Annotated in this window: 12 protein-coding genes; 8 read left to right on the top strand and 4 right to left on the bottom strand. The window is 68.0% G+C overall.

Annotation, left to right across the window (positions count from 1 at the left end; genetic code table 11):
* The first annotated feature begins 369 nt into the window (after positions 1–369).
* The 7 genes from ACX12D_RS23960 to ACX12D_RS23930 all read left to right on the top strand — a co-directional run bounded on the left by ACX12D_RS23960 (position 370) and on the right by ACX12D_RS23930 (position 8,640).
* Positions 370–2,385, top strand: coding sequence for a LamG-like jellyroll fold domain-containing protein (locus ACX12D_RS23960; protein WP_459375956.1), 2,016 nt, complete (start codon positions 370–372; stop codon positions 2,383–2,385).
* A gap of 30 nt (positions 2,386–2,415) precedes the next feature.
* Positions 2,416–2,583, top strand: a complete 168-nt coding sequence (locus tag ACX12D_RS23955; protein ID WP_459375955.1) for a hypothetical protein — start codon at positions 2,416–2,418, stop codon at positions 2,581–2,583.
* A gap of 101 nt (positions 2,584–2,684) precedes the next feature.
* Complete coding sequence (locus tag ACX12D_RS23950) at positions 2,685–4,838, top strand: phosphocholine-specific phospholipase C (RefSeq protein WP_459375954.1); 2,154 nt, start codon at positions 2,685–2,687, stop codon at positions 4,836–4,838.
* 147 nt (positions 4,839–4,985) lie between these two features.
* Entirely contained in the window at positions 4,986–5,855 is an 870-nt protein-coding gene (locus ACX12D_RS23945; RefSeq protein ID WP_441635333.1) for a LysR substrate-binding domain-containing protein, read from the top strand.
* A gap of 137 nt (positions 5,856–5,992) precedes the next feature.
* Positions 5,993–6,697: an HAD family hydrolase gene (locus ACX12D_RS23940; RefSeq protein ID WP_459375953.1), complete on the top strand. Its 705-nt coding sequence runs from the start codon at positions 5,993–5,995 to the stop codon at positions 6,695–6,697.
* Between the two features lie 147 nt (positions 6,698–6,844).
* Positions 6,845–7,876, top strand: coding sequence for a M14 family zinc carboxypeptidase (locus ACX12D_RS23935; protein WP_459375952.1), 1,032 nt, complete (start codon positions 6,845–6,847; stop codon positions 7,874–7,876).
* Positions 7,873–8,640, top strand: a complete 768-nt coding sequence (locus ACX12D_RS23930) for an alpha/beta fold hydrolase (protein WP_459375950.1) — start codon at positions 7,873–7,875, stop codon at positions 8,638–8,640. The genes ACX12D_RS23935 and ACX12D_RS23930 overlap by 4 nt, the downstream gene beginning before the upstream one ends.
* 50 nt (positions 8,641–8,690) lie before the next feature.
* Here the strand turns inward: ACX12D_RS23930 and treF are convergent, their stop codons facing one another.
* The 4 genes from treF to ACX12D_RS23910 form a co-directional block, all read right to left on the bottom strand.
* A complete protein-coding gene (treF, locus tag ACX12D_RS23925) occupies positions 8,691–10,355 on the bottom strand; it encodes an alpha,alpha-trehalase TreF (protein WP_459375949.1) in 1,665 nt (554 codons plus the stop codon).
* Between the two features lie 198 nt (positions 10,356–10,553).
* Positions 10,554–12,731 (bottom strand): sensor domain-containing protein, encoded by a 2,178-nt coding sequence (locus ACX12D_RS23920; protein WP_459375948.1) that lies wholly within the window; start codon positions 12,729–12,731, stop codon positions 10,554–10,556.
* 146 nt (positions 12,732–12,877) lie between these two features.
* Positions 12,878–13,618 carry a DsbA family protein gene (locus tag ACX12D_RS23915; protein ID WP_459375947.1) on the bottom strand — a complete coding sequence of 247 codons (741 nt, stop codon included), beginning with the start codon at positions 13,616–13,618 and terminating at the stop codon, positions 12,878–12,880.
* 80 nt (positions 13,619–13,698) lie between these two features.
* Positions 13,699–14,604: an MBL fold metallo-hydrolase gene (locus ACX12D_RS23910; protein ID WP_459375946.1), complete on the bottom strand. Its 906-nt coding sequence runs from the start codon at positions 14,602–14,604 to the stop codon at positions 13,699–13,701.
* Between the two features lie 148 nt (positions 14,605–14,752).
* Here ACX12D_RS23910 and ACX12D_RS23905 point away from each other — a divergent pair, with 148 nt between their 5' ends.
* A complete protein-coding gene (locus ACX12D_RS23905; protein ID WP_459375945.1) occupies positions 14,753–15,679 on the top strand; it encodes a LysR family transcriptional regulator in 927 nt (308 codons plus the stop codon).
* Positions 15,680–15,690 lie beyond the last annotated feature (11 nt).

Raw genomic sequence — 15,690 nt, 5'->3', positions numbered from 1 at the left:
AAGTCGCCATGACAAGGGCAACGCAGCACGCTTGATCCTCGCGATATTCCTCGCAATACGCGTCGCCATGTGCGTCGCATTAGGCGTCGCCCGACGCCTCGCCTCCCCTCCCGTCGTCGTCCTCTGCGGTCATTTCTGCCGCCGCGATTTCCTCGCTTGCCACGTCCTCCAGCCCGCCATCCAGGCAGGGCCTGCGCCTCTGCGTGCCTGTCCCATCAAGAATACAAATGGGCGCATCAGCATTCTTTGCCTCCCTGTCACCCGCATGACAACCCCTTTTCTTACTCTGCCAACGCGTCACGGGGAGCGTGATCGGACGCGCCGCCGGAGCGGCGCACCGCGTTGGACAACAGAAAAGAGGAACCGGATATGGCATGGAAACAGCAGGCACGCATGGCATGCGGCCTGGCCCTGGCGGGCACGGTAGCGGCATGCGGCGGTGGCGGCAGCGACACGGCGGCAGTGGTGGCCCCCGATCAGAACAACACGGGCAGCAGCGGTGTTGCCAGCAAGAAAGTGCTGCTGGTCGGCGTGGATGGCGCCACCTATAGCCAGCTGCAAAACGGCATCGCCCAACGCACGTTGCCCAACCTGGCCACGCTGTCGGTCACGCCGGCGTCGACCGGTGGCCGCCTCGGCACCACCACCGAGCAAGTGCCGCTTGCCGGCCCGAGCTGGGCCACGGTCCTCGCCGGCAACTGGGCCAACCGCCACGGCATCAGCGACGACGTCGCCGCGGCAGGCGGCCTGCGCACGCCGAGCTTGTTCCAGTACTTGCGCGCCAGCGGCGGCTCGAGCGCGCTGCGCCGTGGCGCCGCCACCAGCGCACCGGTGTTGCCGGCGTTGCTCAAGGCCGACGTGGCCGCGGGCAATCTCGACTCGGTGCGCGACTGCACCGCAGACGACAACTGCGTGACGCAAGAGGGTGTGAAGCTGGTGCAGTCTGGCTACGACGTGGTCTTCACCCAGTTCAGTGCGCCCGACCTGGCCGCAGCCACCCAAGGCTTCCAGAATGGCGGCTACGCCAACGCGCTGTCCGGCTTCGACCAGGCGCTGGGCAAGCTGCTGGCAGCCGTGCAGGCGCGCCGCCAGGCCAATGCCAACGAAGACTGGCTGGTCGCCGTGACCACCAGCCACGGCCTGGACGCGACGGGTTCCACCACCACGCTGCCAACGGTGCAGAACCGCACCACCTTCATCGCGCTCAACAAGCCCTTCAACACGGCGGTGGCCAGCAACCTGCCGGCCGCGCCCGCCAATGCGGACGCGCTGGCGGCGCTGCCGACCGAGGCCGACCTGCTGCCGACCGTGCTCGCGCATGTTGGCGTGGCCCTGCCCGCCGCCTCGTACCAGATCGACGGCTCGGCCCTGGCCGGCACTGCGGGCGTGCGCGCCTTGCAGTCCGTGGTAGGCAGCACCAACACCTCGGTGGTGCTGTCATGGCAAAACCCCACCACCGCCACCGGCAACATGACCCTGCTGCGCGACGGCGTGCAGATCGCCACGCTGCCCGCCGGCACGTCCACCTATGAGGACAAAACCATCGCCGTGCCGGCCAGCGGTCTGTATCGCTTCAACTACACGCTGGTGCGCAACGGGGTGCCCACCGCGTTGCTGGCGCAGATCAACTACGTCAAGCCGATCGTGCTGGCCGACACGCTGCGCAACAACCTGGCCGCTTACTACAGTTTCGAGACGCTGCCGGCAACCGACAGCAAGGGCACGACCACCATCGGCCCCTGGGTCCCCGGCACCGATGGCGGCTCGCTGAGCAGCGACAACTTCGGCGGCAAGGCGCTGAAGGTCGATTCGAGAATCGATGCCTACCAGCTCACCCAGAGCGGCGCCGATATCGCGCTCAGCCCGCAGTTCACCATCGGCTTCTGGTTCAAGTCCGACTGCACCCAGGGCAATGGCACCGGCGAGCCGATCCTGTCGAACAAGAACTACGTCTCGGGCTCCAACGCCGGCATTGCGCTTGGCCTGTTCGGCAGCTGCGAGATCCGCTTCAACATCGGCAGCGGCGGCAAGCGCGATGACATCCAGGGCATGAAGGTCAGTGCCAACCAGTGGGCCTATGTGGCCTTGTCGGTCAACGCCACGGCCAAGACCTTCAGCGCCTACATCATCGACCCGGCGCTCGGGCTGCAGAAAACCGAGAACAAGGCCATCGCCAACACCGACGTGACCAAGCTCAACGGCCTGGCCACCAAGGTCTGGGGCATCAACGACGATGCCACGCATGCCTATGTGCCGAACAACGCCGGCGCGCTCAAGGGCGTGATGGAGTTCAACGACCTGGCCATGTGGACGCGCCAGCTCAGCCTGGCCGAGCTGCAGACCATCACCGGCTCGCGCCAGCCGCTGTCCACGCTCAACCCCTGATACCCATTTACCCCGAGAGCAAACGTCATCATGAAGCCTTCGATCTCCTTCTTCGCCCGGCCGGGCTGGCTGGTGGCACTGGCGCTGTGCGCCACGCTGGCAGCCTGCGGCGGCGACGCCAACGACAGCAAGCCCGCCGATCCGGCGCAGCCCGGGCAGCCGCCCGCGGCCACGCCGCAGTTGCGCTGCGCGCCTTAACGAATAGCCGCGAACAGCCGCGACCCGACGCCAACAACAGCGCACCGCAGGGCACCGGCCCTGCGCCTCGCGCCAACCGAACAGTCCAGCATAAAACAAAGATGAGCCTTCACAGCAGACGCAAATTCCTCAAGATGGCCGGCGGCAGCGCCGCGGCCACCGCGGCGCTGGCCGCCTTCCCGCCCTCGATCCGCCGCGCGCTGGCCATTCCCGCCAACAACGCCACCGGCACCATCCGCGACGTGGAGCACGTGGTGATCCTGATGCAGGAGAACCGCTCCTTCGACAATTACTTCGGCACCCTGCAGGGCGTACGCGGCTTTAGCGACCGCTTCCCGATCCCGCTGGCCGGCGGCCTCAATGTCTGGCAGCAGGCCTACACCAACCGCATCGTGCAGCCGTACCACCTCGACAGCACGGCCGGCAATGCGCAGCGCGTCAGCGGCACGCCGCACAGCTACCCCGATGCGCAGAACGCGTGGGACCTGGGCCGCATGAACAAGTGGCCCACCTACAAGAACACCCAGTCGATGGGCTACTACACCCAGACCGAGCTGGACTTCCAGTTCGCACTCGCCAACGCCTTCACGCTGTGCGACGCCTACCACTGCGGCTTCCATGGCGGCACCAACACCAACCGCCTGTTCCACTGGACCGGCACCAACGACCCCACCGGCGCCAATGGCGGCCCGGTGATCGACAACAGCGGCGACTCCATGGGCGCCTCCACCGGTGGCTACCGCTGGACCACGTATCCGGAACGCCTGCAGGCGGCGGGCGTGAGCTGGAAGCTGTACCAGAACATGCCGGACAACTTCACGGACAATCCGCTGGCTGGCTTCGTGCAGTACCGCAAGGCCAACGAGGCGCGGGGCAATACGTCCAATGGCAGCCCCTACCCGGCCTATACCATCGCCGACGACGTCATCAACCCGCTTATCAAGGGCATCGGCAACACCATGCCGGACGGCGGCTTCCTGCAGGCACTGAAGGACGATATCGCGGCGGGCAGCCTGCCGCAGGTATCGTGGATCGTCGCGCCGGCAACCTACTCCGAGCACCCGGGGCCTTCCAGCCCGGTGCAGGGTGCCTGGTACACGCAGGAAGTGCTCAATGCGCTGACGGCGAACCCGGCCGTCTGGAGCAAGACCGTCCTGCTGATCAACTTCGACGAGAACGACGGCTTCTTTGACCATGTGCCGCCACCCTGCGCGCCCGCCTACGATGCCAACGGCGTGCTCGCCGGCCAATCCACCGTCGCCACCGACGGCGAGTACCACACCGACAAGCATCCCTATGGCCCCGGCCCCCGCGTGCCAATGTACGTGGTCTCGCCGTGGAGCCGTGGCGGCTGGGTCAACTCGCAGGTCTTCGACCACACCTCGGTGCTGCGCTTCCTGGAGGCGCGCTTCGGCGTCGCCGAAACCAATATCAGCCCGTACCGCCGCGCCATCTGCGGCGACATGCTGTCGGCGTTCAACTTCGTCAGCCCGAACAGCGCGGCGCTGCCTGTGATCCCCAACCGCGCCAAGACCGATGCCGACAAATTGCGCACGGATCAGGACGGCTTGGCACAGGTTGCGCTGCCCACCGTGGCATTCCAGGCCGCCAACCCGGCCACCCAGCCGGTGGGCACGCGGCCCTCGCGCGCGCTGCCGTACGAGCTGCATGTCAGCGGCCGCGAGGATCCGGGCGCCAAGGCCATGTGGCTGCTGCTGAGCAACACCGGCACCGCCGCCGCCGTCTTCCATGTCTACGACCGCCTGCACCTGGACCGCGTGCCGCGCCGCTATGCGGTCGAGCCGGGCAAGCAGCTCAATGGCAGCTGGGACGTCTTCACCACCGACAACGGCAAATACGACCTGTGGGTGCTGGGCCCGAACGGCTTCCATCGTGCCTTCCAGGGCGACGTCAGCACCGTGGCGGCAGCTGGCGGCACCGCGCCGGAAATCCGGGTGTGCTACGACATCGCCAATGCCGCCGTCTACCTGACCATGATCAATACCGGCACCAAGGCCTGCACCTTCACCGTCACGCCCGCCGCCTATCGTGATGACGGCCCCTGGACCTTCGATATCCCGCCCGGCAAGCAGCTCGACCAGCACTGGCCGGTGGGGCTGCAGGGCAACTGGTACGACTTCGTCGTGACCACCACCCAGGGCAGCTTCCGGCGCCGCTTTGCCGGCCGCCTGGAAACGGGCGCCGACGCCGTCTCCGACCCGGCTCAGGGCAAGCCCGCACGGGCCGTGCCCTGAACGCAGCCCGGGCCGCGCGCGCCGGCCCGGGCTTGCCTGCTACCCCTGCCTGTTCACCGCGCCGCCACGCCCGTGGCCGCGCGGCGAAGAACTGTCATAAATCGCCGCTAGACTGGCGCGCTTACGCAATCCCCACGGAAATCCCCCATGCTCGGCGACCTGCTGACGACGTTCTATGAAGTGGCACGGCAGGGCAGCATCACCACCGCCGCCAAGCAGCTGCGCGTAAGCCAGCCCACGGTCACCGGCCGCATCCGCCAGCTGGAAGAGAACTACGGCGTGGAGCTGTTCTACCGGCGCGCTGGCCGGGTCGACCTGAGCGACGTCGGCGTGGCCCTGATGCCGGTGGTGGAGCAGTTGATGCAGCACGAAGGCAGCGCGGATTTCCTGCTGCGCAATGCCGGCAACCTGCATCTTGGCCATCTGCGCATCGGCGCGACCGGGCCCTATTACATCCTCAAGAGCGTGGCCGCGTTTCGCGAACGCTATCCCGCCATCGAGATCAGCATCGATATCGGCAACTCACAGCAGATGCTGGATGCGCTGATCGAGTACCGCATCGACGTCGCCGTCTCCTCGCACGCCGTCGTCGACGATCGGCTGGCCCGCATCACGCTGGCCACCGACCCCATGGTGCTGGTGGTCAACCCCGCCCACCCGCTGGCGCGCGCGCCCAGCGTCAGCCTGGCGCAGCTGGCCACCTGCCACCTGCTGATCCGCGAGCACGGCTCGATGACGCGCAAGGCCACCGAGACCGCGCTGGACGACGCCGGCTTGCCGCTGCCGGCCAGCACCGTCATCGGCAGCCGCGAAGCCATCTATGAAGCCATTCGCCAGGGCCTTGGCGCGAGCGTGGTGCCACTTGGGGAAGTGCCGCGTGACCCGGCGCTGTGCGTTGTGCCGTTTGCCAGCCAGCCGCCCGTGCTGCACGAATACCTCTATTGCCTGCAGGGCCGCACGCATACGCGCCTGATCGGCGCCTTCCTCGAATGCCTGGCGCCGCGCAAGGCGGCGTAGGCGATATCGGCACCCTCGGCAATTTCGCCAAAGGCGGCAAAAATCCCTGATAGCCGTATCGGGATTCTTGCGCCGCGCTTCATCCGTGGGTCATTGCCGTTGGGCATCCTTGCCGCTTTTCCGACCGGAGACGGCGCATGTCCTGCCTTGCCTTGTTTGACCTCGACCACACCTTGCTACCGCTGGATAGCGAATATGAATGGGCACGCTACCTGGTGGAGGCCGGCGCGGCGGATGCCGGCGAAGTCGAGGCCAACAACGCGCTGTGGCTGACCGAGTACACCGCCGGACGCCTGGACTTCCACCGCCACGCCGCCTTCGCCCTGGGCCTGCTGGCGCGTCATCCGCACGCACGGCTGGAAAGCTTGCGCAGCGGCTTCATGCGCGACGTGATCACGCCGGCCATCCGCCCCGAGGCGCGCGCGCTGCTGGCCACGCACCAGGACGCCGGCGATCTTTGCTGCATCGTCACCGCCACCTGCCGCTTCGTCACCGAGCCGATCGCCGAGGCGCTGGGCGTGGCGCACCTGCTGGCGGTAGAGGCCGGGCGCGACGCGTCGGGCAATTTCACGGGCGCGGTAGACGGCGTGCCGAGCTTCGGGGTAGGCAAGATCACACGCGTGGCGCAATGGCTGGAATCGCTCGGCATGGCGTGGACGCAGTTCGAGCACACCGTGTTCTACAGTGACTCGCGCAACGATATTCCGCTGCTCGAAGCCGTGAGCCACCCGGTAGCCACCAACCCGGACGCCGCGCTGCGCGCGCTGGCGGACACGCGCGGCTGGCCCCTGCTGATGCTGTTTGCATCGGCCGAGCCCGCGCCGGCGCTGGCCACGGCCTGAAGTCCGGCGCCAGTCACGGGGCTTTCACAAAACCGGGGGATGATGGCGGGCACGCTTTTGCAACCCGACCGGCTGCCAGCGCCTATATTGACGTTGACGTCCTGACAATCGACCATCGCATCGCCCTCCAAGGAGCCGCCTTCGCCCATGGCGCAGCCACCCAACGCAGGCAGTTTCGCTGAAATGCAGCAACTGGAGGACATCCTGGAAGCCGGCGCCAGCCGCCTGGATGCCTGCCGCGTCGGCGAAGTGCAGGCAGGCAGCCAGCGTTTTCCCTTGTACACCGCCAGCATCGGGTCGAACGATCCGCGCGCGCCCGCCATCGGCTTTTTTGCCGGCATCCATGGCCTGGAGCGCATCGGCACGCATCTGCTGCTCGACTACATGCGCATGCTGCTGTGGCGCCTGGAGTGGGACGAACTGCTGGAGCGCCAGTTGCAATCCGTGCGGCTGCTGTTCATGCCGATCGTCAACCCGGGCGGCATGTGGGCGGGCGCGCGCGCCAACCCCAATGGCGTGGACCTGATGCGCAACGCGCCGCAAGACGCGGTTGGCCGGGTGCCGCTGCTGGCCGGCGGCCAGCGCGTGGGCGCGTGGCTGCCGTGGTACCGCGGCAAGCTCGGCGCGCCCATGGAGGTGGAAAGCGCGGCCATGCTGCAAGTCGTGGAGCAGCAGTTGCAGGGCCGGCCCTTGAGCTTCGCGCTGGATTGCCACTCGGGCTACGGCTGGGGCGACAGCATCTGGTTTCCCTACGCGCGCACCGCCGCGCCGATGCCGCACCTGCCCGAGATGTTTGCCCTCAAGACCATGTTCGAGCAGGCACATCCCCACCATGGCTATGCCTTCGAGCCGCAGAGCCGCCAATACCTGCTGCACGGCGACCTGTGGGACTGGGCCTACGACCATACGCCGCCCGGCAATATCTTCCTGCCGATGACGCTGGAGCTGGGTTCCTGGCTGTGGATCAAGAAAAATCCCCGCCAGTTGTTCTCGCGCCAGGGCTTCTTCAACCCGGTCAAGGCGCACCGCACCGCGCGCGTGCTGCGGCGGCACGCCAACCTGCTGGATTTCCTGGCCCGCGTGGCCTACGCGCCCGAGCGCTGGCTGCCACGCGGGCAACGCCGCCAGGAATTGCTCGACCATGCCAACGCGCTGTGGCCCTGGGGGCCGCCCGGATGAGCGACTGGATACTGCTGCGCGGCCTGACGCGCGAAACCCGCCACTGGGGCGTCTTGCCGGGTGTGCTGCAAACCAATGCCGACATCGGGCCCATCACCATGCTGGACCTGCCTGGCAATGGTGTCGAGGCGGCCGGGCGCGCGCCAGCCGACGTGGCTGCCATGGTGGGGGTCCTGCGTGAGCGTGCCGCCAGGCAGGGGCTGGCGCGGCCATACCGGCTGCTGGCGATGTCGCTGGGCGCCATGGTGGCGGCGGAGTGGGCGCGGCGGCACCCGGAGGAGATCGGCGCGCTGGTACTGGTCAACACCAGCATGCGGCCCTTTTGCAGCGTGGCCGAGCGGCTGCCGCTGCGCAACTGGCCGGCACTGCTGGGCATGGCGCTGCGCTGGCACAACGCCCGATACTGCGAGCGCATCATCTACCGGCTGACCTGCAACGCCAGCGCGGCCTTTGCGACGGATGTGGCGCAATGGTGCGCGATTCGCAGCAGCGCGCCGGTAAGCCGGGCCAATGCCCTGCGCCAGCTATGGGCCGCGGCACGCTATCACGCGCCGGGTGCGCCGCCGGCCTGCCCGACGCTGGTGCTGTCGTCGGCGGCGGATCATCTGGTCGACCCGGTGTGCTCTGCGCGCCTGGCCGAAGCCTGGGGGGCGCAGCACCGCCGCCATCCCTGGGCGGGGCACGATTTGCCGCACGACGATCCGGCCTGGCTGGCTGCCACGGTGGCGCGGTGGCTGGCGGCAACCAGCGCCAGCCATCGCTGAAGCCACGCCTTCATGCCATCACGGATTCACGGATTCACGCCTTCACGGATTCACGGACTTCTCACACCCGCGCGGCAGCGGCACGCCGCATGCGTGGGATGCTCCTGCAGCAGCCTGCGCACCACGCCGTTGGTCCAGCCAAAGCCGTCCTGCAGCGGATACTCGCCGCCCCCGCCACCTACCGCGCCGTCTTCTCCGGGCTGCAGGGCGTACTTCTCCACCAGCTTGTACTCACGCTGGTAGAGGCTCGCCACGGTCAACAGCCAGCGATGGGCGATCTCGTGCGCAAGCGCCGCATGCCCGCACCGCGCGAACCCGCCGATCGCCAGCCATTGCAGCGGCGCCCAGCCGTTGGGCAGGTCCCACTGCTGGCCGCTGACGCGCTCCGTGGTGGCAATGCCGCCGGGCTGCAACAGCCTCGCGGCCACGGTTCGCGCCACCCGCGCCGCCTGCGCGGGGGTGGCCGCGCCGACGTAGAGCGGCACCACGGTTGCCGCCGTCAGGTTGGCGCGGGCGTGGTGGCGTTGCCAGTCGAAATCGAAGTAGGCGCCTTCGGCCTCGTGCCACATGAGCCGCTCGATGGCCTCCCGGCGGGCCTGCGCGCGCTGGGCCAGGACCGGTGCGTCGGCATCGCCGGCGGCCCGGGCCAGTTCGGCGAGCTTGTGCTCCAGCTTGAACAACAGGCAATTGAGATCCACCGGCAGGATCGCCGTGGTGCGAACGCTCTCCAGCCCGCCGCCGGGTTCCTGCCAGCGCGAGCTGAAGTCCCAGCCCGATTCGGCCGCGGCGCGCAGGTCGCGGAATACCTCGGCGGCCGGCCGCGCCGCCAATGCGGCCGTGCCCACGTCTTCGATATAGGCTTCCTCGCGCGGGGTGTCGCGCTCGTCCCAGTAGCGGTTCAGCAGGCTGCCGTCGGCCAGCCTGACCACCCGCCGGCACAATTGCCCCGGCGCGAGGCAGTCGGCGCCACGCATCCAGAAGGCGTACTCCTTGCGCAACTGTGGCAAGAAGTCCAGCTCGGGCTGCACGCCGTGGTCCTCGAACAGCTCCACCATCAGCGCGAACACCGGTGGCTGCGAGCGGCTCAGGTAGTAGCTGCGGGTGCCGTTGGGGATCACGCCATAGGTGTCGAGCAGGTAGGAGAAATTGTCCGCCATGCCGCGCAGCAAGCCGCCCTGCCCGCTGGCGGCCAGGCCCAGCATGGTGAAGTACGAATCCCAGTAGTAAAGCTCGGAGAAACGCCCGCCCGGCACCACGTAGGGATGCGGCAGCGGCAATAGCGAGCACTGCGGCGGGTGCTGCGCGGGATGCCGCGTCAGCACCGCCCACAGCCCGTCGATATGGTCGGCCAGTGGCTGCTCGGGGTCGGACTCGTAGCAGCTGCGCGGCACCTCGGGCACCACGAAATGTTCGTGCACGAAGGCGGCAAGGTCGAAGCCGGCGGCGCCGGCGCGAGCGCGGTAGGCGGCCAGGATGGTGGCCGGGTCCTGCCGGGGCATGGCGTCGGTGAAGGTCTTGCTGTCGGGAAAAATGCGCCCCATCTGCACCGCCACGAACAACTCCTGGTAGCGATCGGCGGGCGTGAGCGGATCGGCATGCGCACAGCCTGCCAAGCGGTGCGGGGCGAGTGTCTGGCCGCCGGTGGGGTCGCCCACCTCGCGCACATGAGGCTGGCCGGCCGGGTGGCCGCCTTCGATGGTGATGCGTGGTGCCACGGCCCCTCCCGTTTTTCACCCGCGCGGCAGCGCGGGTGGCTGCCGACAAGCAATGAGAGTGGCTGGCGGGCGCGCGAGTTCCAGCGCCACGCAAGCGTGCTGCGCGCGGCCGGGACTGCGCTGAAGGCAGAGATCACGACACGCGCGCACAGGATGCATCGCAAGCGCCAGACGTGCCGGATGCGCCGGATGCGCCGCCTAGCGTTCCGGTGTCTGCGTCGTCACCAGCCGCGGCCCGACCACGGCGTGGGTGCGGCGGAAATGCTCGAGCGGCTGCGGGCGACCGAGCAGGAATCCCTGTGCTTCGTCGCAGCCCTCGGCCTGCAGCAGGCTGAGCTGCTCGTCGGTCTCCACACCTTCGGCCAGCACCGGGATCGCCAGGCTCTGGCCCAGCGCCAGAATGGCGCGGATGATGGCCTTGGCCTGCTGGCTGTCGGAAATTTCCGCGATAAAGGTGCGGTCCAGCTTGATCTTGTCGAACGGGAAGGAGCGCAAGGTGTCGAGCGAGGAGTAGCCCGTGCCGAAGTCGTCGATGGCAATGGTCACGCCCAGCGCCTTGATGCGGCGCAATATGTCCAACGCCCGCTCCTTGTCGCCGATGATGGTCGACTCGGTAATTTCCAGCTCCAGCCGTCCGGCCGCCAGCCCGGTCTCCTCCAGCACTTGCGCCACCAGCGTGACCAGGTTGCCGTGGGTGATCTGCACCGGCGACAGGTTGACCGAGATCTTGCGCGGGAACGTCCACTGCGCGGCTTCCTGGCAGGCGGTGCGCAGCACCCACTCGCCGATCGGCAGGATGGCGCCGCATTCTTCGGCCAGGGGGATGAAGCTGTCAGGCGCGATCAGCCCGCGCTCGGGGTGGCGCCAGCGCAACAGCACCTCGCAGCCGATGGCCTCGCCGCTGGCAATGGCGGTCTGCACCTGGTAGTCCAGCACGAACTGGTTGGCGGCAATGGCGGTCCACAGCTCGCCGGCCAGCGCGCGCCGCTCGCGCTCGGCCTCGTCCATCCGGCTTTCGTAGAAGCAGATCGATTCGGACAAGCTGCCCTTGGCGCGGTACATCGCCAGGTCGGTATTGCTGACCAGCTGGTCGCGATGGGTGCCATCGCCGGGATAGATCGCAATCCCGATGCTCGCGCCCGTGGTCAGGTCGAAGCCATCGAGCCGCACCGGCTCGCTCAGGCATGTCACCAGGCGCGCGCTGAAGTCGCTCAGCTCCGCCTGCCGCTCGAAGCGCTTTACGGCAATGAACTCGTCGCCGCCGATGCGGGCAATGAACTCACCTGGCTCCAGCTGGCTGGCGATGCGCTGGGACACCGCCCGCAGCACGGTGTCGCCGGCCGCATGCCCGTGGAGGTCGTTGATTTCCTTGAAACGATCCAGGTCGATGCCGAGCGTTGCCACGCGGCTGCCCTGCTTTTGCGCGCGCTGCAGCTCTTCGTCCAGGTAGTCGTTGAAATAGCTGCGGTTGGGCAGGCCGGTGAGCCCGTCGTGGCGCGCCATATACTGGATCTTAGCTTCGATGCGGCGCTGCTCGGTCACGTCCTCGCAGGTGGTCACCCACGAGCCGTCAGCCATGACGCTGTGCGACAGCGCAATGGCGCGCCCGTCGGGCAGCGCTTCCACGCTGCGCCATTGCTGGTGACGGCGCAGGATCTCGCGGTGCCGCTCGCAAAGCGCCTGCGCGTATTGCTCCGCGCGGTCGTCACGCTGGCCGGCCTCGGCCTGCATATCGCCGCCAAGGCGGCTGGCGAGCACGCTCGGCGCCGCGATTTCGCTCTCGCGCACGCCGGCCATGGTGCGGCACAGGGCGAGAAAATCCGCGCCTGGCACCAGCGCCGCGCCCGCGCCGCGGAAGATCTCTTCCATGCGGCGATTGGTCAGGATGATCGTGCCATGCGGATCGAACAGGCACAGCCCCTGCGACATGTTCTCCAGCGCCAGGTCCAGCGTGCGTGTCACCTCCGCAATGCGCTCGGCGTCGGCCTTTTGCTGCGTCATGTCGCGCGTGACCTTGGCATAGCCAAGCTGCTTGCCCTTGCGATCGAAGATCGGCGTGATCAGCACGTGGGCCCAGAAGCGGGAACCATCCTTGCGCAAGCGCCAGCAGCCTTCCGCCGCGAAGCGGCCTGCCTCGCGCGCTTGCCGCAACGCCTGCTCGGGCAGCCCCGCGGCGCGATCCTCCGGCGTGTAAAAGCACGAGAAATGCGCGCCCAGGATTTCATCCCGGGTGTATCCCTTGGCCCGCTGCGCGCCGGGGTTCCAACTGCTCACGGTGCCAGCGGGATCCAGCGCGTAGATCGCGTAATCGGTCACGCCAAGTACCAGCGTGCGAAATAGTTCGGTCTCTCCGGGAGGGCCTTGGATGTGCGGCATGTAGGGTGCGGGTGTAGGGTCGATGCCGTCTCGCGCAGCGCTAGTCCCGACGAAAGGACAAGCCGCGCGCAAGCAACAATCGACGGAACCGGCGCAACCTGTGTGCCGGGACGTCGATTGGTATAACGGCAATGCGGGCGCGAAGTTTACCCTTGCGCCGGCAAAGCGCAACCCTGCGCATCGCAAGCCGGGCCGCCCGCGCCATCCTGGCTGCCCGCCTCCACGCGCCCGCCCTGCTGCGCAACCGCCCGCGCCAGGCTCTCCTGCCACGCCCCCACGTCGCCAAGGAACGGGCCCACGTCCAGCACGGCAAATTGATCGGTGCCGTTTTGCAGCGCAAACGTGGGGAAGCCGTGCCCGCCCAGGCGGTTCAGCAGCGTACGGCTGGCGGCCATATGCGCCTGCGTCTGGTCACCCCCAATGTCCAGACAAAGGCCGGCAAAGCGCTGCGGATCCAGTCCGGCCTGCCCGGCAAGATCGGCCAGCACCTGCGCATCGGCAATGCGCAGCCCGTCCACATAGTGCGCATGCTGCAGGCGCGCCAGCAGATCGGCGGCGGCCTCGACGCCGCCCAGCGCCTGCGCGGCCAGGATCGCGGTGGTGGGCTGCGCGGAGTCCATCACCGCGCTCTCGTCGCGCAGCAAGCCTTCGAAATAGCGTTCGCCGAACGGCTGGCCGGTGAGCGCGGCGATGCGGCGGTCGTGCGGCATCACGTAGTCGCGCCATTGCGCCGTGATGCGGCGGCGGTTGGCGCCCGTGAGCATGCCACCGCCGTGCAGCGCGAGCGTCAGGCCAGGCACGGCGCGCGCGGCACGCACAAGAGGCGCGGCGCCGTAGCACCAGCCACACAGCGGGTCGTAGATGTAATGCAGGGTGAAACCGGACATGATCGATGCTTCCTGAGATTTGGTGCTGGCGCTGGTGCTGGTGCTATGCGCAGCGCGAAACGCGGCCTGGCGCACAGCCGTTATTTTGCAGGCCACTGCATTTCGCCCTTGATGACCTTGGCGCCCAGTTCGAGCGAGTCCAGGCCGCCCAGCTGCGGGTAGTGTTTTTGCATCGCCGCGCTCAGCGCCTTGGCATCCGGCGCGCGCGCCGCTTCTTGCTCGAACGTGCGCAGGTAATCCCGCGTAAATCGCACCGACGCCAGCGTCTGCGGCGCATCGTCCAGATAGTGCCCGGGCACGACCCGCGCCGGCTTCTTCGCCGCGATGCGATCGAGCATGGCGATCCAGTGCTGGCGCGAGGCCGGTGTCTGCGTATCGGCCACCCAGACGTGGCTCTTGCCAAAGACCACCACGCCGCCGGCCACGGTCTTGAGCGACGGAATCCACACCACCGTGCGCTCCGGGGCCGGGCCGTCCAGGCCCAGCACTTGCAGCTTGTTGCCCTCGAGCTCGATGGCATCGCCGGCCAGCGGCTCGGGCAGCACCAGCGCCTTGGGCGCATTGTCCTTCAGGATCGGGGCCCAGTAAGCCTGCTTGCCCGCCATGGATGCCTGGATGGCCGCCACCGTTTGCGGCGTGGCGACGATCCTGGCCGCCGGGAACGCGGCCTTGAGCACGTCCAGCCCGAAGTAGAAATCCGGATCGCTGTGGCTGATGTAGATGGTGGTGAGGTTCTTGCCGCTGGCGCGGATGCGCGCAACCAGCGCCTCGGCGTCGTTGCGCTGGAACTGCGCGTCGATCAGCACCGCGTCGTGCGCGCCGGTGACGAGTTCGGACGAGACCGGGAAAATGCTCTTGGTGCCGGGGTTGTAGACCTCCAGCTTGAGCGCGGCTGCGGCCACTGCGGGCGTGCTGGCGACGATGCCCAGGCACAAGGCGGTGGCAAGGCCGCGCAGGAATCGTTTCAGGGTCGGGCTGGAGCGCATCGGAAGTCTCACATGGCTAGGGATCAAGGAAGCCGCCAGCATAATTTGCACAGACCGGTACAAAAACCTCATAAAATGAACATCTTTGTTGCATCAATCGATCAAATAGGGCGACTTGCTGCGCAAGCAGCACCCGCCAACCCATGCCATGGACCGCATCACCGCCGCCGAAGTCTTCATAGCCATTGCCGAACGCGGCAGCATGACGGCCGCCGCCGAGGCGCTGGACATGTCGCGCGCCATGGTCACCCGTTATCTCGCGCAGATGGAAACCTGGGCCGAGCAACGCCTGCTGCACCGCTCCACGCGCAGCCTGAGCCTGACGCCCGCCGGGGAGCAAGCGCTATCGCGCTGCCGCCAGATGCTGGAGATCGCCGCTCAGATGGCGCGGCCCGAGCATGAGCGCGCGGGCATGCCGCGCGGCATGCTGCGCATCAGTTGCGCGCAATCGCTGGCCGAGTCCGTGCTAGCCGCGGCCGTGACGGCCTACCTGAAGCGCTATCCGGAAACCGCCGTCGACCTGCATATCGGCAGCCAGGCGGTCAACCTGGTGGAAGCACGCATCGACCTGGCGATCCGCATCACCAACGACCTCGACCCCAACCTGATCGCGCGCCCGCTGGCAAGCTGCGCCTCGGTGATCTGCGCCGCGCCTGCCTACATCGCCGCCCACGGCATGCCACGCCAAGCGCAGGACCTCGCCATGCACAACTGCCTCACCTACTCGTACTTCGGCAAGAGCCTGTGGCAGCTGGAACGCGCGGGGGAAACGCTGGCGGTGCCAGTGCAGGGCAACCTCAGCGCCAATGAATCGACCGTGCTGCTGGCCGCCGCGGTGGCGGGCGCCGGCATTGCCATGCAGCCGCTCTACTCTGCCGCGCCGCTGCTGCACAGCGGGCAACTGGTGGCCCTGCTGCCCGGCTGGCAACCGCAGGCGCTTGGCATCCACGGCGTCTACGCATCGCGCCGGCAAATGCCGGCAATCCTGCGCACCATGCTGGACTTCCTTGCGGAGCGCTTCGCCGCGGACCCCGGATGGCAAGGCGCAGGGACCGCAGCAAGGCTTCCGGGCTAGGCGGGGCAAAG

It is taken from the genome of Cupriavidus sp. PET2-C1, from assembly GCF_054515855.1.
Note: the sequence above shows the minus strand (reverse complement) of the source record. Positions and strands in the feature narration are given on the sequence as shown.

Bases quoted from the DNA above. Each gene is read 5' to 3' on its own strand.
- ACX12D_RS23940 (WP_459375953.1), top strand. From the start codon at position 5,993: ATGTCCTGCCTTGCCTTGTTTGACCTCGACCACACCTTGCTACCGCTG.
- ACX12D_RS23945 (WP_441635333.1), top strand. From the start codon at position 4,986: ATGCTCGGCGACCTGCTGACGACGTTCTATGAAGTGGCACGGCAGGGC.
- ACX12D_RS23905 (WP_459375945.1), top strand. From the start codon at position 14,753: ATGGACCGCATCACCGCCGCCGAAGTCTTCATAGCCATTGCCGAACGC.
- ACX12D_RS23920 (WP_459375948.1), bottom strand. From the start codon at position 12,731: ATGCCGCACATCCAAGGCCCTCCCGGAGAGACCGAACTATTTCGCACG.
- ACX12D_RS23935 (WP_459375952.1), top strand. From the start codon at position 6,845: ATGGCGCAGCCACCCAACGCAGGCAGTTTCGCTGAAATGCAGCAACTG.
- ACX12D_RS23950 (WP_459375954.1), top strand. From the start codon at position 2,685: ATGAGCCTTCACAGCAGACGCAAATTCCTCAAGATGGCCGGCGGCAGC.
- ACX12D_RS23955 (WP_459375955.1), top strand. From the start codon at position 2,416: ATGAAGCCTTCGATCTCCTTCTTCGCCCGGCCGGGCTGGCTGGTGGCA.
- ACX12D_RS23960 (WP_459375956.1), top strand. From the start codon at position 370: ATGGCATGGAAACAGCAGGCACGCATGGCATGCGGCCTGGCCCTGGCG.
- ACX12D_RS23910 (WP_459375946.1), bottom strand. From the start codon at position 14,604: ATGCGCTCCAGCCCGACCCTGAAACGATTCCTGCGCGGCCTTGCCACC.
- ACX12D_RS23930 (WP_459375950.1), top strand. From the start codon at position 7,873: ATGAGCGACTGGATACTGCTGCGCGGCCTGACGCGCGAAACCCGCCAC.
- ACX12D_RS23915 (WP_459375947.1), bottom strand. From the start codon at position 13,618: ATGTCCGGTTTCACCCTGCATTACATCTACGACCCGCTGTGTGGCTGG.